The organism is Pseudarthrobacter sp. MEB009, from assembly GCF_030208875.1.
GTDB lineage: Bacteria > Actinomycetota > Actinomycetes > Actinomycetales > Micrococcaceae > Arthrobacter.
This window is the reverse complement of record NZ_JARVTC010000016.1, coordinates 18318-39782: the sequence shown is the minus strand read 5'-3', so window position 1 is coordinate 39782 and position 21465 is coordinate 18318. Positions and strand designations below refer to the sequence as shown.

Below are 21465 nucleotides of genomic sequence, written 5' to 3'. Positions count from 1 at the left end.
AACGTCCGTCCGGGGCCTTCGCCACGCACAACGAATTGAGCACCCCATGGCATTGACCGCACGTCAGCGAGCCAAAGTAAGCCTGTATGTCCAGGCCGGAATATTCGTGGTGGCCATCGCCGCGCTGATCCTGGCGACGGACTGGAAGACCATGGCCAACAGCGTCTTCAACTTCGGCAAGATCGGGCCCATGTTCCCGGACATCTTCCTGGTTGGCCTGAAAAACACGCTGATCTACACGTTCCTGGGCTTTGTGGTGGGCCTCAGCGGCGGCCTGCTCCTGGCCCTGATGAAGCTCTCCAGCTTCCCGCTGTACCGCTGGATCGCCACCGGCTACATCGAGTTTTTCCGGGGCATCCCCGCGCTGCTGGTGTTCATCGCCTTCGGCTACGGCGTCCCGCTGGCGTTCGGCGTCCAGTGGAACGTGACCATCATCGTGATGATTTCCCTCGGTATGGTGGCTTCGGCATATATCGCCGAGACGCTCCGCGCCGGCCTGCAGGCCGTCCCCAAGGGACAGCTGGAAGCGGCCCGGTCGCTGGGTATGCCGCAGTGGCGGGCCATGGTGTCCATCGTGATTCCGCAGGCCTTCAAGATCGTCCTCCCGCCGCTGACCAACGAGGTCATCCTGCTGACCAAGGACTCCTCGCTGATCTACGTGCTGGGCCTGACCGCCTCGCAGTTCGAGCTCACCAAGTTCGGCCGTGATGGCATCTCCAGCCTGGGTGCGGGCCTCACGCCGCTGCTGGTGGCCGGCGCCTTCTACCTCGTTATCACCATCCCGCTGAGCCTCCTGGCCCGGAAGTTCGAAAGCCGCTCCGCGCGGACCAAGCGATAGGCAGGGAAGACAATGAACGACGTCGTAAACGGCCCCCGCGGGGGAGCCGCAAAAGTCCACGCAGCAGGGGTCGACATCAAGGACCTGCGCAAGTCCTACGGCTCCAACGAGGTCCTCAAGGGGATCAGCCTCGAGGTGAAACCGGGCGAGGTCGTGTGCCTGATCGGGCCCTCCGGCTCCGGCAAGTCAACGCTCCTGCGCTGCGTCAACCTGCTGGAGCAGCCCAACCAGGGCAGCATCCAGGTGGGCGGCTTCGAGGCGACCCACCCCGATGTGGACATCGACAAGATGCGCCGCAAAGTGGGCATGGTGTTCCAGCAGTTCAACCTGTTCCCGCACCTGGACGCCAAGCGCAACTGCTCGATCGCGCAGACCAAGGTGCTCAAGCGGTCGCAGGCGGAAGCGGACAAGGTCTCGCTGCACAACCTGGAGCGGGTGGGCCTGGGCCACCTCGCCGACCGTTTCCCCGATCAGCTGTCCGGCGGGCAGCAGCAGCGCGTGGCCATCGCCCGGGCGCTGAGCATGGACCCCGAGCTGATGCTGTTTGATGAGCCCACCTCCGCGCTGGACCCGGAAACCGTGGGCGATGTCCTCTCGGTCATGCGGAACCTGGCCAAGGAAGGCATGACCATGCTGGTGGTCACCCACGAGATGGGCTTTGCCCGCGAAGTGGCGGACCGTGTGGTGTTCATGGACGGCGGCGTGGTGGTGGAGGAAGGCGTGGCCGAGCAGGTCATCAGCGCTCCCACTCAGCCGCGCACCCAGGAGTTCCTGCGCCGGGTCCTGGATCCCACGCATATCGACATCCAGGAGTAGCCTGCCTTTTCGACCCGCAAATTCCCTGTCGCCCCTAATATTCGGGGGGCGCCAGGGAATTTGCGCGTCGGGGGTAGATTTGCGCGTCCTGAAGGCCCTAGCGCCCGGCCAGGACTCCCCCGGCAGCGGCAGCCACGGCAACCTTGATCCGCTCATGCAGCGCCCGCAGGCCCGCCCGTTCGGTGCGCACCTCCACAATGCTGCGCCCCGCCACCGGCCGGGACAATGCCTCGGCGAGTCCCGCCGTCGTACTCACCAGGGAATGGCCGACGCCGTACGCCGCCGCAAGTGCCGCGATGTCCACGGCGTGCGGGGTACCGAACAGGCGCTCGACGGCGTCTCCGTAGTTTCCGGCGGCCGCTACTTCCCCGTGCTCCAAAAGGTCGAAGATGGCACCGCCGGCATCGTTCAGGACAACGATCCGCAGCGCCGGCTGTTCCTCCCCCGCGCCCAGCAGCAGGCCGCCGGCGTCGTGCAGGAACGTGACGTCGCCCAGCAGGATGGTGGTTTCCTGGTCGCCGCCCAGGGCGATGCCCGTGCCGGTGGAGATGGTGCCGTCGATCCCGGCGAGGCCCCGGTTGGCGTAGACGGTAGCCGCAGGATCCGGTGCGGGCAGGCCGGCCAGGTCGGCGTCGCGGATCCCGTTCGAGGATCCCAGCAGGAGCTGGCCGCGGGCATGCTTCCAGACCAGCGCCGCCGTGGACGGGCCCGTCGCGGCAGGGACGCCGGCAAGGATGCCGTCCAGGGCATGCTGCGCTGCTGAGCCGGCCAGGAGCCAGCTGTCCAGCCACGGGGCGGGTCCCCGGCCGGCGAAATCGGCGAGGTCCGCCAGGCTGTCCAGCGGCAGCTCAGTGCGCCGGCCGGGTTCGAACCAGGCCACCGGAACGGGCTGGTAGAAGGCCGACGGCACGTCGGCGCGGGCCAGCAGCGCCGCCACCGGGCGCGAAAGCGTGGGCCGGCCAAACAGCACAACGCGCTCGATGGGCATGGCTGATCCGGCTCCGAAATGCTCCAGCAGCAGCCGGTAGGGTCCCACGGCGTTGGGCCCGAACCGGGCGTTGGAGGACGGTTCGGCGAGCAACGGCAGGTTGTGCGCGCGGGCGAACGCCTCGGCCACCGGGCCGGCATCGTGCCCGGCCAGCACCACCGTGCGCCGCTCCGGCAGATGGTCTGCGGCGGGCGGAAGGTTCATCACCAAGGGGTCCGTGCCGATCCGGAACCGCTTCCGGTCCACCGCGGCAGGCAGCCGGTCCCCGGCCGCCGGGACCAGAGGGTCCCGGAACGCCAGGTTGAGCTGGACGGGCCCGGGCGGGATGTCCGGGAAGGCGCCGGTAGCCGCGGAGAGGCCGGCCCGGATGGCCCGTTTCGGGTTGCTGCCCGCCGCAATGTCAGCAGCAAACCGGACGTGCTCCCCGAACAGGTCCGGCTGGATGGTGGTCTGGTTGGCGCCGGTGCCGCGCAGTTCGTCCGGCCGGTCCGCGGACAGGACGATCAGGGGCACCGCGGCGTGGTTGGCTTCCATCACTGCAGGCAGCAGGTTTCCCACAGCGGTCCCGGACGTGGTGAGCACGGCGGTGGGGGCGCCGGTGGACAGTGCCAGGCCCAGGGCCGTGAACCCTGCGGCCCGTTCGTCAATGCGCACCAGCAGGTCCACCAGGCCGGCGGCGGACGCTTCGGCCAGGGCGTAGGCCATGGGCGCGGACCGGGAGCCGGGCGCCACCACCACGTGCCGCACGCCGCCGTCGAGCAGGGTTTCGACGGCGGCGCGCGCCGCCTGGAGGGCGCTCAGGCCGGTCGGATCAGGGGTGGGGTGGGGAGCCGGTTCGTTGTGCGAAGTCACCAACCCAGTCTGCCACCCGGCACGGCCCGCCCGTCCCCCGCGTTGCCCCACCAACCAGACGCGCCATGCCCTTCCCCCCGCGTTGCCCTATCACCTATGGTCGTCAAAACCCCCAAATGACGACCATAGGTGATAGCGCAACGGGAGGAGGGAGCGGGGCAGGGGCAGGGGCAAGGGCCGGGGCAGGGACCGGGTTAGCCGCGGAAAACCTGGATCACTGCGGGACGGGGCGCCCGCACCGCGCCGGGTGCCGGCGTCGTACCCTCTGCAACGTAGTCGGGGAAGAACGAGACCTGCGCGCCGAAGGAGCCGTCCTCCCCCGGGTGCTGGACCGAGACGAAGACGGTGCGCTCGTCGTCGTGGATGATGGGCCCGCAGGTTTCGCCGTCCCGCGGGACCGCAAGGAACTGTTCCACCTTGCCGCGGTCTTTGCCGGCCACGGTGACCTTGAACAGCCCGTCCGCTTTGCCGATGCCGGAGGGGGCGCCGTCGGTGGAGATCCAGAGGTTGCCCACGGAGTCGAAGGCGAGGTTGTCCGGGCAGGAGATGGGCGAGACCTTGTCCACCGGGAAGCCGGAGAAGTAGGTGACGTCGCCCTGCGCGGGATCGCCGCAGACCATCAGCAGGTTCCAGCTGAACGTGGTGGAGGTCTGGTCGCCGGTTTCGGTGATCTCCACGATGTGCCCGTCGCGGTTCTGGTTGCGCGGGTTCATTTCCGTGGCGGCCTCGTTGGCGCCGACGCCGCGGTTGGAGTTGTTGGTGCAGGCCACGTAGACCTTGCCGGTCAGCAGGCTCGGCTCCACGTCCTCGCAGCGGTCCATCTTGGTGGGGCCCACCTTGTCGGCGGCCAGGCGCGTGTAGACCAGGACTTCCTCGACGGACATGCCCGGCACCGCGGACGCACCGTCCACCACCAGCGGCAGCCACTGGCCGATGCCGTCGAAGGCACCGTCGGCCGGCACGTTGCCAACCCCGGTGATCTCGGCGGCAGGCGAGTTGCCGGTGAACTTGGCCACGTAAAGGTTGCCCTCGGAGAGCAGCGTCATGTTGTGCTTGCGGTCGCCCTCGATGTACTTCCCGGCGGAGACGAACTTGTACAGGTAGTCGAAGCGCTCGTCGTCACCGGAGTAAGCCACCACGTGCCCGGACTTCGCCACGATGACGTTGGCGCCCTCGTGCTTAAAGCGGCCCAGGGAGGAGTGCTTCTTCGGGGTGGAGGTGGGGTCGAACGGGTCAACCTCCACGATCCAGCCGAACCGGTTGGCCTCGTTTTCGTAGCCGGGGTTGCGGGTATCCCAGCGCGGGTCATCGAGCTCCCACTGGCGTACCGTCGGGTTGGCGCCCAGGCCGTAGCGCTTGTCCGCGGCCGAGGTGCCCTTCGCCACGAAGTAGCCGTTGAAGTTCTCCTCGCCGGAAAGGATGGTGCCCCAGGGGGTGGTCCCGCCCGAGCAGTTGCCCAGCGTGCCTTTGATGGTCCGGCCGGCGGGATCCTGGACGGTGCGGACCAGCGGCGATCCCGCCACGGGGCCCGTGAGTTCGTAGGCGGTGCTGTTCAGGAAGCGGCGGTTCAGGCCGGCGCCCTTGACGTAGGACCACGGCTTGTTTTTGTTTTTGCGTTCCAGCTCCACCACCGACAGCCCGTGCGCGGCAGCCCCCACAGCGCGCACCTGGCCGGCCGGCATGGTGGCCGGGAACATGATGGTCTCGTTGGTGTATTCGTGGTTGGCAAACAGCACCGCGCGGCGGCCCTTGCTGCCCGGGATCTCCAGGATGTCCGTGTAGTCGTTGTTGTAGCCGAACTGCTTTTCCTGCGCGGCAGCCGTCTGGTTGGCGATGTCGAACGCGGGCGCGTCGGCGAAGATCGGGTCGCCCCACCTGATCACCGGCTGCCAGGTGAAGCCGTCGGGGACCGTCACGGCATCCACGCTGGCGTCAACGGCGGCGATGGGCGTGAACTGGAGCTTGGACTTGGCGAAGCCCTCCTTGGCGGCCGGGGACAGTCCGGCGGCGCTGGCGGATTCCGCAGAGGTCACGGCTGAACCGAGGACGACGGCGAGCGCACCGGCGGCGCCGAAGCCCAGGGCGGCACGGCGGGACAGGGTCGCGGAGGCGATGTCGCGGAAGTAGCCGTTCTCGCTCGTGTTGCAGACCTCGCTGGCGCAGGCGTTGTCGCACTTCAGCGCGCAGGTAACGGCGCTGCGCTTGCCTTTGGTGTGGCCCAGCATGGGCAGCAGGGGGAACTTGCGGGCGGTCGTTTCAGACATGGGGGCCTTCCAAAAGGTCGTCATGGGGACGGGCCCACCCTGCCAGCCGGTTCCTACGGACATCCGTCGGGCAGGTGAAGTCGAGGTTAACCGCCCGTGGCGTGCAGGCGCCGGGCGGTGTCCTGGCCGGCCAGGACTGCGTGGACCCGGCGCAGGCGGGCCAGCCACCATTCGGTGCGGTGGGGCGCTGCCGCATACCGCTCCAGCAGCCCGGCGTCCGCGGTGGCGTCGCGGAGGGTGATGGCGCCGTCGTCGGCCACCAGTGGGTCAAGGGTGATGTCGGATTCGAACAATGACACCGTCCCCAGCCCGCAGGCGTAGGGAAGGTCCGGGAGCGCAGCGGCGAGGGCCAGGCCGGCCCGGATGCCCACCGAGGTGTCCAGGGCGGAGCTGACCACTGCCGGCAGTCCGGCCTGCGCCACCAGGTCCAGGGCCCTGCGGACCCCGCCCAGCGGCGCCACCTTGACCACAATCAGGTCGGCGGCGCCGGCCCGGGCCACCTTCAGCGGGTCCTCTTCCTTCCGTACGCTCTCATCGGCGGCCACCAGGACCGGGGTGCCCGCAGCGGACAACCGGGTCCGGACCTCGGCCAGCCCCTCGATGGTGGGCACGGGCTGCTCGGCGTATTCAAGTCCGACGGCGGAGAGCCGGGTGAGTGCCGCCACCGCGGCAGGCACGTCCCAGCCCCCGTTCGCATCCACCCGGATCGCGGCGTCCGGCAGGGCAGCGCGGACGGCGTCCAGGCGCGCGGCGTCGTCGGCCAGGGGCTGGCCTTTCTCAGCCACCTTGACCTTTACCGCGTCCACGCGGCCGAACCGTGCCAGCACCTCCGGCACCCGGTCAGCGGAAACGGCCGGCACCGTGGCGTTGACGGGGATCCGCCCGCGCAGGGGTGCCGGAAAGCCGTGCCAGGCGGCCTCAATGGTTGCTGCGAGCCAGCGGGAAGCCTCCGCATCGCCGTACTCCGGGAACGGGCAGAACTCCCCCCAGCCGGCGGGCCCCTGCACCAGAAGGGTCTCCCGCTCCAGGATCCCGCGGAACCGGACGCGCATGGGCAGGCTCACCACCTTCGCCCCGGCCAGGAGCTCCTCCAGAGGCGGCAATAACGGCTGGGCGGCGTCAGCAGGCATGCATTCACTGTACCGGCGCGGCAACGGCCCACAAGACTGCAGCCTTGGCGCCCCAAGCCGGCGGCGGCCCTGGCCGGCACAGTCGAGCCGCCTCCCAGATTTCTGTGCCACCCTTAAGCCATGGCCGTCTCACACCCCGCACGTTCCAGGACTGCAGCCCGACCCGCTCCGGGATCGGGCCTGCTCTTCGTCCTGGCTACCCTCGGGTGCATCGCCGGCCTGATCGCCACCTACTACTTCTTTGTCCGCACCACCACCGGACAGTTCATCGACGAGTCCGCCCTGGTGGAAGCCGCGGACATCAGCGGCCAGGCCGGCCAGGCCAGCACCCGGTTCCTGGACCTGCTGCCTGCCATCTCCCTGGTGGCCTCGGCTGTGGTGGTCCTGTTTGTCACGGTGATCCGGCGGCGCTGGACCGAGGCGGGCATTGCCGTGGCGGCCTGCATCGGCGCGAACGCTGCCACCCAGATCCTGAAGGAATTCCTGCCGGTCCGCCCGGACAAGGGCGTGGTCACGCTCGAACTGAATTCGCTGCCGTCGGGGCACACCACCCTGGCCGCTTCCGCCGCAGCGGCGCTGTTCCTGATGTCCTCCCCCAAATGGCGGCCCCTGGCCGGTTTTGTGGGCGGTACGTTTGCCATCGCGTCCGGGGCGTCAACGCTGATCAACCAGTGGCACCGGCCTGCGGACGTGGTGGCCGCGTTCCTCCTGGTGGGCGCGTTTATGATCCCCGCCGGCTGGCTGATCATTCGCCGCGGCTCGTGGAATTCGTGGGACGGGTTTGGCGGGCACCTCGGCTCGGCCAGGATCTGGTTGACCCTGCCGGTGCTGATCGGGCTGGCCTGGGCGGCGGTGGCCGTGTACTCGCTGGTCCGGATCGCCCCCGGTCCGTGGCAGCAAGTCAGCACCACACACTATTTCTGGGCCGGCATCGCCCTGATTGTTATTGCCGGCTACCTCGCGACCGTAGCCATGACCTCGCTGTTCGCTTTTGCCGCACGGCGCCGGACCGCGCCGGTACCGGCGCGTTAGCTCCGTCCCCGCCCGTGGCGGAAGCGTGGCACCCGGGGCTGGGCCAGCAAGCTTGAGGGAAACTTGACTCATTTCCGGCAGGCATTTTGAGCCACCCGGAGGATAGTTATACCTGTCAGGCCGATACAGATGGTGCAGCCATCAGGGCCCTGGCGGCCTCCAGAAGTGGGGGCCGCCGGGATAACCGAAAACCGGCTTGGCAGAGGCTGGTCCTGCAGCCTTACCCCAGCGTCCCGGCGCCGCCTTTGCCCCCCATATGGCGGCGCCGGGACTTCTAATTTTGGGAATTCAGGACGCACGACGGCGGCTCCCAACATAGTGCCGCACTGACCCCACCACAGCTCAAGCCGGCGCATCCCGCCGGCTTTTTTTATGCCCTGGGACAGGCGGGCCCTTTGCAGGTGCGGCCTGGCTGGCGACACCCGGCAGCAACGTTTCACCAATGCACCTAAAACGCCGCAAGCCCGGCAGCAGCCGGCGCCGCTGTGTGGGGGCACAGCGGCGCCTGCTGCCGCCGGGCTGGCGGCGGAAGGGTGAAACGGCGGGTCAGGGGCAGGAGATCTTCCCGTTGCTACCACCCAGCGAAAGCACAATGTCGGCCGTAACCTGGGGCTGATTCGCGAAGGTCGCAATCACGCGGAGGGTCAGCACGCTACCCACCCGGTTCGCGGTAACAAAGTCATCGTCGCCACCAATAGTGATACTGCCGGTGGCGCCGGGTTTTGCCAGCTCCGTATTGGTGGGCCCGGTGCTCCCGTCGGCCTTTTTTGCCACGACCTTCAACGACTGCGTCGCACTGGAAAGCGTGTAGGTCACGTTGACCTTCTTAGCATTGGTCCCGTCCGCGGCGCAGCCGAGCGTCACGGTTGGCCCGGTCCAGGTATTCGAGGCGGTAACGGTCATGCTGACCGAGCCATTTTGGTCCCACCACGCCAACGCCGGAGCGCCGCCCGCCCCCAGCAACACTGTGAGGACAAACGCCCCAACGGCCAGTGCCGCTCCGGGCAGGCTGCGCAGCCGCTTCATGCTCATGGCCCAGCCGGTACGTCGGACCGGGACTTGCGGGACTTCCGGACCGATTTGAACACCAGGATGGAGCCGTAGCCGATCAGGCCGGCAGCTGCCACAGTGGTCCAGGTGTCGCGGTCGGCGTTGCCCAGGGCGTTGGCAGCGAAGCCGACGTAGGGAACGGCGTAGAACAGCTTGCCCTTGACCTGGATGGCGCGGACCGGCTCGGGATCGTTGGCCCCGTTGTTGTCGCCCCGTGTGATGAGCGTCTTTTCGCCTTCCTGCGTGGCGCCAAACCCGACGATCCGGTGCGTTTCCACATCGGGCCGGCCGGAATACAGCTGGAATGTGACAACGTCGCCGTACTGCAGCGCATCGAACGCCACCGGCTTCATCACCATAAACGTGCCGGGCGGGAACTTGGGTGCCATCGACTTGGTCAGCACCGTGTACGTCTGCGACCCGGTAGCGAAGGGCAAAATGATCAGTACGGTGGCGGCGAACATCGCCACCAGCATGGCGGCCATGCTCAGGATCCGGCCGACGGCGGCCCAGGCGCCGCCGCTTTTGGCGTCACCTCCAGATTTGGCCGGGCCAGCAGCGGTTTCGTCAGCGGTTGTTCCGGCAAAGGGTGCCTCACCCACGTCAGCAGTCACCGGACACCCCGCACTGACGGGCGGTCATGGGAAGCGTGATGTTCACAGCTTTTCCTTTCACGGATGAGTCGGGTTCCTGGCTTAGGCTGACACGGAAGCAAAAGACTGTAGCCCCGCCTTTGGCCACCGCAGGCGACCTGAGGCCGGTGACGGCTCCGTAGCCGGTGGTGTCATTGCACTGCGCGGCCGTGGCCGCGGTTTTTGCCGTGACCGTGAGGTAGTGGGCAAGGCCTGCTTTTGGATCGGCCACAGTTGGCGTATCGGTCACCGAGGGCTGGCCCACGGTGAATGCGGTGCTGAAGGCCCCGGACGCATTGGAGTTGTTGGTGACCACCACCCCCGCCTGGACGCTGTCGCCCGGTTGGAGTGCCGCCGTCGGGCCCAGGTTCAGGTTGGCCGACTGGCCGGACGGCAGGGTCATGTTGCTGGTGGCCTGCCCTGCCAGGGTGGAGGTCATGGCCACGTCGAAGGATGCTGCGGAAACGGTGCCCGGCGCGGTGAGTGCGCTGGCGTTCCAGAGGGCGTAGGTGCCCTGGACCGTGAGGAGGCCCAGGAGGACCGCTGCGGCGATGAGGGCTGCCGCCTGCAGTGTGCGCCTGATGCGCATGCGTCCTCCTGTTGCTGTTCCTCGGTCCGGGCAGGTGGCGGGCGGCGGATGGTCCGCCCGCCGCGCCTGGCTAGAGCAGGCCGGCCTGGCCTGCAACTACCTGCTGCAGGGTGAACTTTACGTTGCCGAAGTCGTAGGACTTGGTCACATCGGTGCGGCCGGTGGTGGTGGAGAGGAATTCGAAGGTAACGGTGGCGGTGACCTTCTGGACGGCGGCGTTGGGGCCCAGGTTGTTGGTCACGGCCACGCCGCCCACGGAGAGGGCCGGGGCTGAGACGGAAACGCTGGCCGGGTTGAAGCCGTTGGAAGCGCCCACGCCCTCGGCCACGATGCTGGCGGCCATCTTGTCGCCGGTGAGGGTGACATCAACTTCCTGCGTGAAGGTGAGCTTGTCGCCGGGAACCGCCTTGTAGGAGCCGATGTTGTTGATGGTGGTTCCGGCGCGGTCCTTCCAGACGCCGGCAGCGGTCTTGACCACGTTCAGGTCGCCGGCAACGATGGTGCCCGGCGCTGCGGTGGCTTCCGCGTTCCAAGCGGCCAGGGTGCCGCCGCCGCCCAGCAACAGTGCGGCGCCTACGGCGATGGCTGCGGTTCCCTTGATCAGCGTGCTGTTCTTCATGATGACCCCTTGAAAGTTTTTGTGTGGTTGTTGTCTTGCTGATGACTACTTTGCACAAGGAAAATCAGGAACAGGGAGGGGATACCGTCAGGGTTGCTGAAAGGGTTTCTCAAGATTTGCGAAAGATCAAAGCCGCAGGTCAGCAAGGAATGAAAGGATTCAAGCCGTAATCCTGCGGGGCCGGCTATGCCCCGGTGGCCGCCGGCCCGGCAGGCAGATCCAGCTGTTCAACGATGATCCGCGCCGTCCCGGGATCCCCCAGGATCCGGAAATGCCCGGCCACCGGCAGCTCGATGTTGGTGGCGCCGGGAAGCACGCTGCCTTCCGGAATGTGGGGGTCGAACGGGCCGTACAGGGAGGTGATCCGGCTGTTGATGGCTTCCTCGCGGGCCAGCTGCAGCGTCACGGCGTTGCGGGGCGAGAAGATCCGCAGGCTGGGCAGCAGCATGTACCGGGCATAGCTTGAACCGGAAAAAGGTGTGCACACCGCCACCATGCGCTGGATGCGGTGCTCGGGGTCCAGCGACAGCATGGCGTATTTGCCGATCAGCCCGCCCTTGCTGTGGGCCACCAGCGCGGCGTCGCGGAGTCCTGCCTCCTCAAGGTGCTGCGCCACCAGCCGGGCGGCCTCCGGTACTTCAAGCTGGTTGCGCTGCAGGACAGTCACCACGTGGACGGGATGGCCGGCGTCGTGGATGGCTTGGATCAGCGGCAGCATAAACTGCCAGTTTTCGTAGACCCCGGGAATGATGACCACTGGGTTGCGGTGCCCCTGATGGAACGAGCCCGGCTGCACGCGCGACAAAAAACCCCGCACTTGCCAGCTGGCGGCGTAGGCGTAGTCCTGAAGCCACCACACGGCTTTCTGCAGCGGGCTGATGCGGCGGCCGGGGCCCGGTGTCCTCATCTGTCGAGGATAGCGCCGCGGGCCGGGCTACCCACCAAACGCGCGCCCAACCCGTCAGTAATTGCGCCTGTGCCGCAGCCGGGGAATCACGACGGCGAACACGGCCGCCGCGGCAAAGCCCAGGACGCCGGTGGCTGAGATCCCCGCGCCCAGGGAAGCCAGCGCCGTCACCCCGGAGAGCAGGACCGGGCCGCCGGTGCTGCCGGCATCCGCCATAAAACGCCACAGCCCCAGGAACTGGCCCCGGCCCCGGTCAGGCGAGAAGTCAGCGCCCAGGGTCATCACCAGCCCGGAGCTGATGCCGTTGCCGAAGCCGATCAGCAGCGCCGCCAGCAGCAGCCCCACAAATGATCCGGTGAGCGGGATCAGGAGCAAGGCAATACCCATGATCAGGGTGGAGGGAATGGCCACCCATTGCCGGCCTTTCCGGTCCATCAGCTTGCCGGCTGGGTAAAACACCAGCATGTCAATGGCCCCGGACAGCCCGTAGATCAGGGAGGCGGATGTGGCGTCCATGCCCAGGTGGTCCGCCCACAGCGGGATCACCACCTGCCGGGAGGAGCGGAGGGCGCTCAGCAGCAGGATGCCCACGCCCAGGCTCAGCAGCACGCCCGCGTGGGAGACGGCCACACTGCGGAGTGTGGGCTGCGGGCCGGCGTCTGCGCCTTTGGTGCTTTCCACGGCGGCGAGGTCCGGAATAGTGAGGGACAGCAGGGCTGCGGCCACCAGCGCCACCACGCCCACCCAGTAGGCAGCGCTCATCCCGCCGAACTGCATGGCGAGGGCGCCCAGGAAAGGCCCAATGAAAACGCCGATCCGGTTCACGCCGCCAAGCGTTGACAGGGCCCTGGCCCGGAATTCCACCGGCACGGCCTCGGTAAGGTACTTCTGGCGGGCCAGCCCAAACACGCTGCCGGACATGCCGACGACGGCCATCGCCGCTGCCAGCAGCCACAGCCCGTTCTGGACCACGGGAGTCAGCCCCGCTGCCGCCAGCGCCAGCGCGGAGGCCACCGAGGCGCCCACAATGGACCAGCGTTCGCCGTATTTGAGGGTCACCAGCGAGGCCGGGAGGTTGAAGAACCAGGATCCCAGGCCGATCACGGTGACGATCAGCGCGGCCACCGCCACGGAGGCGCCCAGGTCGCGGGCCGTGAGGGCCACCACGGGAAGGATGGCGCCGGTGCCTATTCCGTAGAGCAGCGTGGGGCCAAAGGCCGCCACGGCAATGCCGCGCAGGCTGAACGGTTGGGGGTTTTCCGGAGCTGTCATCAGAATGATCCTATGGCGGCCCGGGCGGCCTCCGTGACCGGGCGGCAGCGGCCTGTCCCGGGCCCTCCTTCGCGGCCCCCTTAGCAGGCCGAATTGAGCGCCGCCAGCGCCGCCTCCGCCATCTCCAGGGACTCTGGATCATCAAATCCCGCGGGGTCCTGCCGCGGGGCCCGGGCCACGATCATGGCCAGCTGGCGTGACCCGTCCGCGCTGATCAGCGCCAGCGCTGCATAGCCGCGGACAACTCCGACGTGGCCAAAGTAGTCGTTGTTGGAACAGGCGTCATACTGCCGGGCACCACCAGGGATATCTGCACCAGCGAGGGCCGGTACAGATAGGCCCAGCTGGGCTCGTCCAGGAAGGCGTTGATCGTCACCGGTGCCCGAGGATCCGCGGGCGCGAGGGCACCCGCGGGGGCCGCGACAATCAGCCCCGTGGCCAGCAGGGCGGCGAGCGCGGCCGCCAATCTGGCCAGCCGCCGTCGTACTTTTGTGGCCGTGATGGATTGCTGTGTAGCGCGCATGCCCGACTCCCCAACAAGAGATGTTGCTGGAAGTCCCCCCAAACCCCGGCGGCGGCCCTTTGGGGCGGCCTGCCGGGAACTTTACCTGTTCCGGCGGACGAACATGAGGGGGCTGCGGGAGGGGTCACAAAAGACTCCCGGAGGAGTAGCGTTCGCCATATGGGGCGCTGCTCCGCGCCCACCGCCGAAGGAGGAAATTCATGGGTGACGTGTGGATCCGTACGCTGGGAAACGGACTGGTCCGGGCGGACCGGGTCACCGAAATCTCGTCCACCCGCGGCTCGCTGCACGAGGACCGGGGCTACTCCTTGAAGGTCATCGTGGACGGGAAGGGCCATGTGGTGATTGACGACGGCGACCTGCCGGGTTCCCCGGACAGGCGGCTGGAATACGCGCGGCACCTTGAGGATGCCCTGCTTCTGGCCATCGACGAGGCGCGCGGCGCGGGGTCCGCCACGGTGGTCGCCTACGAGCCGGAGAGCGGGCGCTGGTCCGCCGTTCCCGTGGCTGCCTTGACCGGCCGGTTGCCGCAAACCATCTGATCCGGTCCCGGCACCGGGCAGCCCCGGGAAACCGGCCGGATATCCGGTGCCTGTTGCCTCATGTCAATAGGTCCGGGAACGGTGAGTCGTTGCCTCATGTGAAATGGTCCGGTTCAGTGAGGGGTTGAACCAGGTGTTGATCTTGTAGTCCCGGGGTGCGGCTTTGGCTTGGGTCAGGGTCTCGAGCTGACCGGTCAGGGCCAGGATCTGCCGCGACAAGGTTGCGGGTTTGAGGCGTTTGAACTGGGCGTTCATGGCAATCACGGGACGTTTACGGATGCCCGGGTCCCTGCCTGCGCGCTGATGCGGGGTGAGTGCGGCGTCGTGCTTCTTGACCACCCTTGCGCCGTGGCGTTCCTTTGAGATGAGCTTCTGCTGTGGCAGCAGATAGTTCGTGAAGAGCGCATCCAGTTCCCAGATGGCGTTGAGTTTCTCCAGTTCCGCAGTCGTGTCATACCGGTAGTAGCCGACAAGTTCACGGACTCTGGCCCAGTTCTTCTGTTCTACGTGGGCCCCGTCGTTCTTGTTCCCCGGCCGGGACCGGGTGAACGTGATCTGGTGGGCGTGGCAGTAAGCGAGCAGATGGTCATTGATGAACTCGGATCCGTTATCCGAATCAATCCCCACGACCGGGAACGGAAACCGGGCCAGCGCGTACTCCAGCGCCATAAGCACCCACTTCTGGGCCTTGTTCGGCACCGACCTGTTGACCGTCCACCCCGTGGCGATATCAGTAACTGTCAGGGTGAAACAGAACTCCCCGGACGCGACGCCTCCTTCGTGGCCGACCAGATCGATTTCCACGAACCCGGGCACCGCATCATCCCAGTCCGCCCAGGTCCGGACCGGGATCTGGGACTTCAACAACGACCCAGGCTTGGTATGGGACCGTCCCCGCAGCACCAGCTTCGCCCGCTCCGGCACCAGCCGCCGGTCGATCGTGGCCGCACTCATCCGCATCAGCAGCCCCGCATCCTCATCCGTCAAGGCCAACTCCCCGTCCCGCCGCAGCAACGGCACCAGCACCGGCAACATCGGCGCCAGCCGCTTGCCCGCCGGCGCCCTGAGCACCGCCCAGCACACCACGAGCGCGTCGATAACTTTCGGCCCGTACACCGGGGCACGGGGCGGACGGGCACGGACCGGCCGCAGTTCCAGCGCCTGCCGCAACGCCCTCCGCGCATAATCACGGTTCCAGCCCGTCAGCTCCACCAACTCATCCAGGATCCGCACCTTCCCGGCACGGTTCGCCCGGACATAAGCCCGCGCCTTGACTAACGTGACCGCCTTGCGCTGACTCATCGTCAAACCCATCCCTCAAGGATGTCCGCACCACGGCATTCCCGGACCTTTTCAGGTGAGGCAACGTATCCCGCTCCACGGACCTTTCCTATGAGTCAATGCGCGGTGTTGCGCAGATCACATTTCCCACCTAACCTTGTAGAGGCTTATGCAGGAGGCCAAAGCACAAAGCTGCAGCGTCGCAGCTTTGGCAGGGGAAGGCCGTTTTTTTGAATTCGAAGCTCAACATTGTGGTGCGGGTGGATCTGGACCGCGCCCGTGCCCAGGTGATCGCCAAAGGCCATGTCACCGTCCACAGCGTCAACGCAATCTACGTGGTGGCCAAGCGGGCCAACGCACTGAAGCAGAACCTCCAGCTGGAACTCGACGTTTCCCACGCAAGTGTGGACCGGGAAGCCCTGGAGATGCTGCAGGCATCGTCGCAGCAGCACCATCTGCCCGTCCGGGTGGATCCGCAGCAGTCCGACTGCACCATCAGCGTCCTGGCCCCGATGCACCAGTACCATCCGGGCGCCCTGGCCGCGTAGCCAGGGCAAGGAATCCCCCAGCGCCCGCCCTTCGGGCCCCAGGGATCCACGTGACCTTCATCTTTCAAAGCTTCCATCACCCGCGAGTGCGGCCGTACCTGAATACACGGGTAGCCGCACCGGGGTCATGGAAACCCTCTTTGCCCGGACCGATGACCGAATCCGGCTGTGGTCAGATCGCCAAGGAGCGGCGTTCGATGAGTACTGTGTCGCGCCATAGTCCCGCGTGTGGGCCGGGTGGCATCAGTGCGATGCGGCTTCTGCGTCCGACGATTGTGAACCCCGCCGTTTCGTGCAGACGGAGGCTTGAGTGGTTTTTGGGGAATACGCTGGCTTGGATGGTCCAAATTCCGGTGCTCTCGGTGGAGCCGATGAGGGCGTGCGGGAGGATCTTGCCGACGCCGAGGCCCCGGGTGTTAGCAGCTGTTAAATCCGCTGGACGGCCGGCCAGTCAGCCCGCGTCATGCAGGGAACGCTCACCACAGTCACAGAGTGGCCAGGATGCCGGCGACGTCGTCCAACGCCCCTGGGATCAGTGAGTAATAGGCCCAGGTGCCGCGCTTTTCGCGATGCAACAGACCGGCCTCGACCAGGATCTTCAAATGGTGGGAAACGGTCGGTTGGCCAAGGTCGAGCGGTTCGGTGAGGTCGCAGACGCAGGACCCACCTGACTCGCCTGCTTTGACAATGGAGAGCAGCCGCAGCCTGTTCGGGTCGGCCAGGGCCTTGAAGATGAGAGCTTTCTGCTGCGCTTCTTCAGCGTTCAGTGCCGGCCTTTCGGAGGGGACGCAGCATGAGGCGTCGACCGCGGGCTCAAGAGTTTGCAGGGAGTTCATGCGTTCCATTATGCATGCAGATTGACAATCATCGATATAGATGGTGATACTCCTGTATTGATCTTCATCAATTTACTGCTGAACTGCACAGGAGACCCGTGAGTATCCGGACCAATACACTGCCACGCCGCCATGACGAGGCCGCCGTCGTTGGCAAACTGTCCGCTCTGGACCGTTTCCTGCCGGTGTGGATCATCGCCGCGATGGCCCTTGGCTTGCTGCTGGGCAGCGTGGTCCCCGGCTTGAATACGGCGTTGGAGGCAGTGAAGGTCGGCGAGGTGTCCCTGCCTATCGCCGTGGGACTGCTGGTGATGATGTATCCGGTGCTGGCGAAGGTCCGCTACGATCAGGCGCACCGCGTTTTGGCTGACCGGAAGCTGATGATCACTTCCCTGGTCATCAACTGGCTCCTGGCCCCGGCGTTTATGTTCGCCCTGGCGTGGATCTTCATCCCGGACCTGCCCGAGTACCGCACGGGACTCATCATCGTGGGCCTGGCCCGTTGCATCGCCATGGTGATGATCTGGAACGACCTGGCCTGCGGTGACCGCGAATCCGCGGCCGTTCTGGTGTTCATCAACTCTGTCTTCCAGGTTGTCGCCTTTGGTGCCCTGGGCTGGTTTTACCTCCAGTGGCTCCCGTCGCTGCTGGGTCTGCCGACCACCAGCGCCGACTTCTCCTTCTGGGCCATCACCGCCTCGGTGCTGATCTTCCTGGGGATCCCGCTGCTGGCCGGCTTCCTGACCCGCACCTTCGGCGAAAAGGCCAAAGGCAGAGACTGGTACGAGGACAGGTTCCTGCCCAAGCTCGGACCCTGGGCACTCTACGGGCTGCTCTTCACCATCACGCTCCTGTTCGCCCTGCAGGGCGGCACCATCACGTCCCGCCCCCTGGACGTGGTCCGCATCGCCGTGCCCCTGCTGGTCTACTTCCTGGTTGTCTTCGGCGCGGGAATGGTCCTGGGCCGGGTGCTCAACCTCGGGTACGCCAAGACCACAACCCTGGCATTCACCGCAGCGGGCAACAACTTCGAACTGGCCATCGCCGTGGCCATCGGCACCTTTGGGGTCACTTCCGGCCAGGCTCTCGCCGGGGTTGTCGGTCCCCTGATCGAGGTGCCCGTCCTGGTCGCCCTCGTCTACGCGGCCCTGTGGGCCCGCAAACGCTTCTTCCCCGCCGAACCCGCTGCCTCTAGCCCCCGCGACGTCACTTGGAGAACACCATGAGCACCGAACCCATCAAGAAGCCTTCCGTCCTGTTCGTCTGTGTCCACAACGCCGGACGTTCCCAAATGGCCGCCGCGTTCCTGACCACTCTTGGCAAGGGTGAGATCGAAGTCCGCTCAGCCGGCTCCCAGCCCGCCGAGAAGGTCAACCCGGCCGCCGTGGAAGCCATGGCCGAGCTCGGCATCGACATGTCCGCTGAAATCCCCAAGATCCTCACCACCGAGGCCGTCAAGGAATCCGACGTTGTGATCACCATGGGCTGCGGGGACGAATGCCCCTACTTCCCCGGCAAACGCTACGAGGACTGGGTCCTTGAGGACCCTGCCGGTCAGGGCGTGGCCGCCGTCCGCCCCATCCGTGATGAGATCAGGACCCGCATCGAGGGCCTGATCGCTTCGCTCGTCCCGGCCGCCAAGTAAACCACCCACGATCCAGTGAAGACCTTTCCCATCGCGGTCATCGGCGCCGGACCCATTGGTCTGGCTGCTGCCGCCCATCTGCTCGAACGGGGACTCGAACCGGTCATCTTCGAAGCTGGCCGTACGGCGGGCGCAGCCATTGAGCAATGGCGACACATCCGCCTGTTCTCCCCCTGGCGGTTCAACCTGGACGACGCAGCCGTCCGGGTCCTAAAAGCCACTGGCTGGGAGTCTCCCCGCCTCACCGCCCTGCCCAACGGCGGGGAACTCATCGATAACTACCTCATCCCGTTTGCCGCCACCCCGCAGATCGCTTCCCGGCTTCAGACCGGCGCCCGGGTCATCGCCGTGACCCGGCAGGGCATGGACAAAACCCATGTCCGGGACCGCGACACCACTGCCTTCGTTGTCCGGGTCGAACACCACGGCGGCGAAACACGGGACCACACCGTGGCTGCCGTCATCGACGCCTCCGGCACCTGGTCCACCCGCAACCCTGTCGGCACCTCCGGCCTGCCGGCCATCGGCGAGACCACCGCAGGGAACCGGATCTCATCTCCCCTGCCCGACGTTGTTGACCGCGACCGCTCGGCCTTCGCCGGCCGCCGCGTTGTCGTCGTCGGGTCCGGCCACTCGGCAGCAAACACCCTGATCAACCTTGCCGCCCTCGCAAAAGACGAATCCAGCACCCGCATCCTCTGGGCCGTCCGTGGCGCGTCCGCCGATAAGGTCTACGGCGGCGGCGAGGCAGACGGGCTGCCAGCACGTGGCCAACTCGGCTCCCGCCTCCGCCGCCTCGTCGAAGCCGGCATCATCGAACTGCACACTGGATTCGGCATCGCAGCCCTGAAGAACCTCGACTCACACGTGGGGGTCGAAGCCGTGGACGGTCGCACCATCGAAGCCGACGTCATCGTCCCCTGCACCGGCTTCCGCCCCGATTTGGAGATCCTGCGCGAACTGCGCCTGGACCTGGACCCCGCTGTTGAAGCCCCTACCGAACTCGGCCCGCTGATCGACCCTGAACTCCACTCCTGCGGCACCGTCCCAGCACACGGAGCGAAGGTTCTGGCCCACCCCGAAAAGGACTTCTACATTGTCGGGATGAAGTCCTACGGCCGGGCACCGACCTTCCTGCTCGCTACCGGCTACGAGCAGGTCCGCTCCGTCGCCGCAGCCCTCGCCGGTGACCAGGAATCGGCGGACACCGTCCACCTTGAACTGCCCGAAACCGGGGTCTGCTCCACGGACGCCGGTAACAGCTGCGAGGTTCCCGCCGCAGCCACCACAGGATCGCAGGCGCCCGAGCGGGGCTGCTGCGCCGCGCCGGAACCGGCCAGGCCGAGCTTCCGGCAGGTCAGGAAGCCAGCGATATCGGCTTAATATCCGGTTCCGGGTCGGTGCGCAGCCGGGCGTGGGTTTCCACGTCGTATCGTTCGGATCCGTACAGCAGTTTGCCGCGTTCGATACCCTCGGCGAGGAACCCGGCGCGGGCCGCCACCCGGCAGGACGCCGGGTTGTTGGCGCGGTGGCCCAGTTCCAGCCGGAACAGGCCGTCGTCGAACGCCCAGCCTGCCATCGTGGCCAACGCCCGTGCCGCGTACCCGTGACCGCGGGCCGGACCGGCCAGCCAGTAATATGCCCAGGCGGTGCCGTGGCGGCGTTCGATCGCTGAGAGGCCCACGTTTCCCACCACGGCGTTGTGGACGGTGATGGCCCAGTTGCGACGGGAATCGTTGAACGGAAGCTGGGCCAAGATGATGTCCCGGGCCTGTCCCACGGTGGCGGGACCGGCGCCGCCCAACTGGACCACCAGTTCCGGACTGCCGGCAACGGCAGTCACCAGGGCCGGTGCGTCATCGGTGGTCCACGGGCGCAGTTCAACGGTCATGGTCTCCATGGTGCCCGATCCGGGAGCATCAAGGCTTCCACCCGCCCCGATCCGGCCGGCCCGCTATAGAATGGGGCCATCATGACCGGCGCCCGTTCCCGTCTTTTCGCTGGGCTTTTTGCCTTGGCAACCCTGCTCGCGGCCTGCACGCCCGCGACCGGCACCACAGCGCCCAGCACCGCCCAGGCTCCGTCACCATCCGCCGCCGCTGCAGCCGCGGGGGAAACCGCCGTCGTCCCTACCCCCGCGCCGACGGCCGCCCCGGAGCCGCTGCCAGGCACAACGCCGGCTCCCCCGCCGCCGGTCCCCCAGCCATTTGCCCTCAACCTGTACCAGGAAGGCGACTTTGTGCCGCAGTACACCTTCGACTGGTGCGTGGCCGCGAGCATCCAGATGGCGCACAACCTGATTGACGACACCGGCGGCGGCACGTGGAACGACCGTGCCCAGCAAAGCGCGTTGTGGGAGCAGGCCCGGGCAAAGTCAACCAATGCCTACAACGGCGCCAACCCGTTCGGCTGGGCCCAGGTGCTCACCGAAAGCGGCATGGGGCCGTACACCGTGGTCAGCATCGCGGACTATGGCGAGACGCTGCGGACTGCCGCGCGGGCCATCGCCGGGACCGGCAGGCCAGTGGGACTGGTGATGTGGAGCGGCCGGCACGCCTGGGTGATGAGCGGGTTCGAATCCGTTGGCGATCCGCAACAGTTCGCAGATTTCCCGGTGACCGGCATCCGCGTGGTGGACCCGCTGTATCCCTACGGCAGTGGACAGTGGGGCCCGTCGCCCGCCCCGAACAGCCTGCTGACCCCCGATGAGTTGGCCACCCAGTTTGTGGTCCGCGAGCCGCGGCGCTGGAGCAGCGAGCTTCCGGCAGGCTACCTGCTGGTGCTGCCGCAGTAACTCAGCTGGCAGACGGATCCTCGCCGTTAGCCACAGTTTCGATCCAATCAACAGCCCCGTCAGAAAGCTGGAGGCCGTGTGGTGATTCGTTGGCCCAGCTCTGGGAATCAGTGGTGCCGCCCGCAGCGGCTTTGATGCCATCAACCACTGTCGGCGGCAACGGCTCGCCGTTGTGTTCAATCAGCCAGTCGCGGGTTTCTGCGTCGAGCAGCGGCCACCACACACGGATATCCATCAACACAGCATCCCACCGATGCGGCATCGGGTACACAGCTGCTTGTCAGCCAACTCCCGGCCAGGCACCGCT

General features: G+C 66.9%; 23 protein-coding genes. 9 read left to right on the top strand and 14 right to left on the bottom strand.

Going from position 1 to position 21465, the window contains the following annotated elements; translation table 11 throughout:
- Positions 1-46: 46 nt before the first annotated feature.
- A complete protein-coding gene (locus QRN07_RS16845) occupies positions 47-838 on the top strand; it encodes an amino acid ABC transporter permease (protein ID WP_050683528.1) in 792 nt (263 codons plus the stop codon).
- Between the two features lie 12 nt (positions 839-850).
- Positions 851-1654 carry an amino acid ABC transporter ATP-binding protein gene (locus QRN07_RS16840; protein WP_285241683.1) on the top strand — a complete coding sequence of 268 codons (804 nt, stop codon included), beginning with the start codon at positions 851-853 and terminating at the stop codon, positions 1652-1654.
- Between the two features lie 97 nt (positions 1655-1751).
- On the opposite strand, the gene menD is transcribed toward QRN07_RS16840, so the two are convergent.
- The 3 genes from menD to QRN07_RS16825 form a co-directional block, all read right to left on the bottom strand.
- Positions 1752-3494 (bottom strand): 2-succinyl-5-enolpyruvyl-6-hydroxy-3-cyclohexene-1-carboxylic-acid synthase, encoded by a 1743-nt coding sequence (gene menD / locus QRN07_RS16835; protein ID WP_502934796.1) that lies wholly within the window; start codon positions 3492-3494, stop codon positions 1752-1754.
- A 194-nt stretch (positions 3495-3688) separates the two neighbouring features.
- Positions 3689-5758, bottom strand: a complete 2070-nt coding sequence (locus QRN07_RS16830) for a PhoX family protein (RefSeq protein ID WP_285241681.1) — start codon at positions 5756-5758, stop codon at positions 3689-3691.
- 86 nt (positions 5759-5844) lie between these two features.
- Positions 5845-6888, bottom strand: coding sequence for an o-succinylbenzoate synthase (locus QRN07_RS16825; protein ID WP_285241680.1), 1044 nt, complete (start codon positions 6886-6888; stop codon positions 5845-5847).
- A 120-nt stretch (positions 6889-7008) separates the two neighbouring features.
- Between QRN07_RS16825 and QRN07_RS16820 the strand changes: the two genes are divergently transcribed.
- On the top strand, positions 7009-7920 hold the full coding sequence (locus QRN07_RS16820) for a phosphatase PAP2 family protein (protein ID WP_050683523.1): 912 nt from the start codon (positions 7009-7011) through the stop codon (positions 7918-7920).
- Between the two features lie 546 nt (positions 7921-8466).
- On the opposite strand, the gene QRN07_RS16815 is transcribed toward QRN07_RS16820, so the two are convergent.
- From QRN07_RS16815 to QRN07_RS16785, 7 genes are all read right to left on the bottom strand, one after another.
- Positions 8467-8952, bottom strand: coding sequence for a hypothetical protein (locus tag QRN07_RS16815; RefSeq protein ID WP_285241679.1), 486 nt, complete (start codon positions 8950-8952; stop codon positions 8467-8469).
- Positions 8949-9572, bottom strand: a complete 624-nt coding sequence (locus QRN07_RS16810; protein ID WP_285241678.1) for a signal peptidase I — start codon at positions 9570-9572, stop codon at positions 8949-8951. The genes QRN07_RS16815 and QRN07_RS16810 overlap by 4 nt, the downstream gene beginning before the upstream one ends.
- A 1-nt stretch (position 9573) precedes the next feature.
- Complete coding sequence (locus QRN07_RS16805) at positions 9574-10191, bottom strand: hypothetical protein (RefSeq protein WP_285241677.1); 618 nt, start codon at positions 10189-10191, stop codon at positions 9574-9576.
- A gap of 70 nt (positions 10192-10261) precedes the next feature.
- A complete protein-coding gene (locus QRN07_RS16800; protein ID WP_056596784.1) occupies positions 10262-10810 on the bottom strand; it encodes an alternate-type signal peptide domain-containing protein in 549 nt (182 codons plus the stop codon).
- A 184-nt stretch (positions 10811-10994) separates the two neighbouring features.
- A complete protein-coding gene (locus QRN07_RS16795; RefSeq protein WP_285241676.1) occupies positions 10995-11717 on the bottom strand; it encodes an esterase/lipase family protein in 723 nt (240 codons plus the stop codon).
- Between the two features lie 54 nt (positions 11718-11771).
- Complete coding sequence (locus tag QRN07_RS16790) at positions 11772-12989, bottom strand: MFS transporter (RefSeq protein WP_050683517.1); 1218 nt, start codon at positions 12987-12989, stop codon at positions 11772-11774.
- A 214-nt stretch (positions 12990-13203) separates the two neighbouring features.
- The gene (locus QRN07_RS16785; RefSeq protein WP_285241675.1) at positions 13204-13512 is read right to left on the bottom strand and encodes a hypothetical protein; all 309 of its coding nucleotides are present in this window, start codon (positions 13510-13512) and stop codon (positions 13204-13206) included.
- Between the two features lie 200 nt (positions 13513-13712).
- Between QRN07_RS16785 and QRN07_RS16780 the strand changes: the two genes are divergently transcribed.
- Entirely contained in the window at positions 13713-14054 is a 342-nt protein-coding gene (locus QRN07_RS16780; protein WP_285241674.1) for a thioredoxin domain-containing protein, read from the top strand.
- 63 nt (positions 14055-14117) lie between these two features.
- On the opposite strand, the gene QRN07_RS16775 is transcribed toward QRN07_RS16780, so the two are convergent.
- Complete coding sequence (locus QRN07_RS16775) at positions 14118-15356, bottom strand: integrase catalytic domain-containing protein (protein ID WP_285241673.1); 1239 nt, start codon at positions 15354-15356, stop codon at positions 14118-14120.
- Positions 15357-15565: 209 nt separating this feature from the next.
- Here QRN07_RS16775 and QRN07_RS16770 point away from each other — a divergent pair, with 209 nt between their 5' ends.
- The gene (locus QRN07_RS16770) at positions 15566-15883 is read left to right on the top strand and encodes a hypothetical protein (RefSeq protein WP_056597433.1); all 318 of its coding nucleotides are present in this window, start codon (positions 15566-15568) and stop codon (positions 15881-15883) included.
- Between the two features lie 485 nt (positions 15884-16368).
- Here QRN07_RS16770 and QRN07_RS16760 read toward each other — a convergent pair whose 3' ends face one another.
- Positions 16369-16719 carry an ArsR/SmtB family transcription factor gene (locus tag QRN07_RS16760; protein ID WP_050683512.1) on the bottom strand — a complete coding sequence of 117 codons (351 nt, stop codon included), beginning with the start codon at positions 16717-16719 and terminating at the stop codon, positions 16369-16371.
- A gap of 98 nt (positions 16720-16817) precedes the next feature.
- On the opposite strand from QRN07_RS16760, the gene arsB reads away from it, so the two are divergent.
- Genes arsB through QRN07_RS16745 form a run of 3 tightly spaced genes read left to right on the top strand, consistent with a single transcriptional unit; the run spans position 16818 to position 19747 of the window.
- The gene (gene arsB, locus QRN07_RS16755; protein WP_285241672.1) at positions 16818-17945 is read left to right on the top strand and encodes an ACR3 family arsenite efflux transporter; all 1128 of its coding nucleotides are present in this window, start codon (positions 16818-16820) and stop codon (positions 17943-17945) included.
- On the top strand, positions 17942-18364 hold the full coding sequence (locus tag QRN07_RS16750) for an arsenate reductase ArsC (protein WP_050683510.1): 423 nt from the start codon (positions 17942-17944) through the stop codon (positions 18362-18364). The genes arsB and QRN07_RS16750 overlap by 4 nt, the downstream gene beginning before the upstream one ends.
- Positions 18365-18379: 15 nt before the next feature.
- Entirely contained in the window at positions 18380-19747 is a 1368-nt protein-coding gene (locus tag QRN07_RS16745; protein ID WP_285241671.1) for an FAD-dependent oxidoreductase, read from the top strand.
- Here QRN07_RS16745 and QRN07_RS16740 read toward each other — a convergent pair.
- A complete protein-coding gene (locus tag QRN07_RS16740; protein ID WP_285241670.1) occupies positions 19722-20255 on the bottom strand; it encodes a GNAT family N-acetyltransferase in 534 nt (177 codons plus the stop codon). The genes QRN07_RS16745 and QRN07_RS16740 overlap by 26 nt on opposite strands.
- Before the next feature lie 81 nt (positions 20256-20336).
- Here QRN07_RS16740 and QRN07_RS16735 point away from each other — a divergent pair, with 81 nt between their 5' ends.
- Positions 20337-21158 (top strand): hypothetical protein, encoded by an 822-nt coding sequence (locus QRN07_RS16735; RefSeq protein WP_050683508.1) that lies wholly within the window; start codon positions 20337-20339, stop codon positions 21156-21158.
- A 1-nt stretch (position 21159) separates the two neighbouring features.
- Here the strand turns inward: QRN07_RS16735 and QRN07_RS16730 are convergent, their stop codons facing one another.
- The gene (locus tag QRN07_RS16730; RefSeq protein WP_056596761.1) at positions 21160-21393 is read right to left on the bottom strand and encodes a hypothetical protein; all 234 of its coding nucleotides are present in this window, start codon (positions 21391-21393) and stop codon (positions 21160-21162) included.
- Positions 21394-21465: the final 72 nt, after the last annotated feature.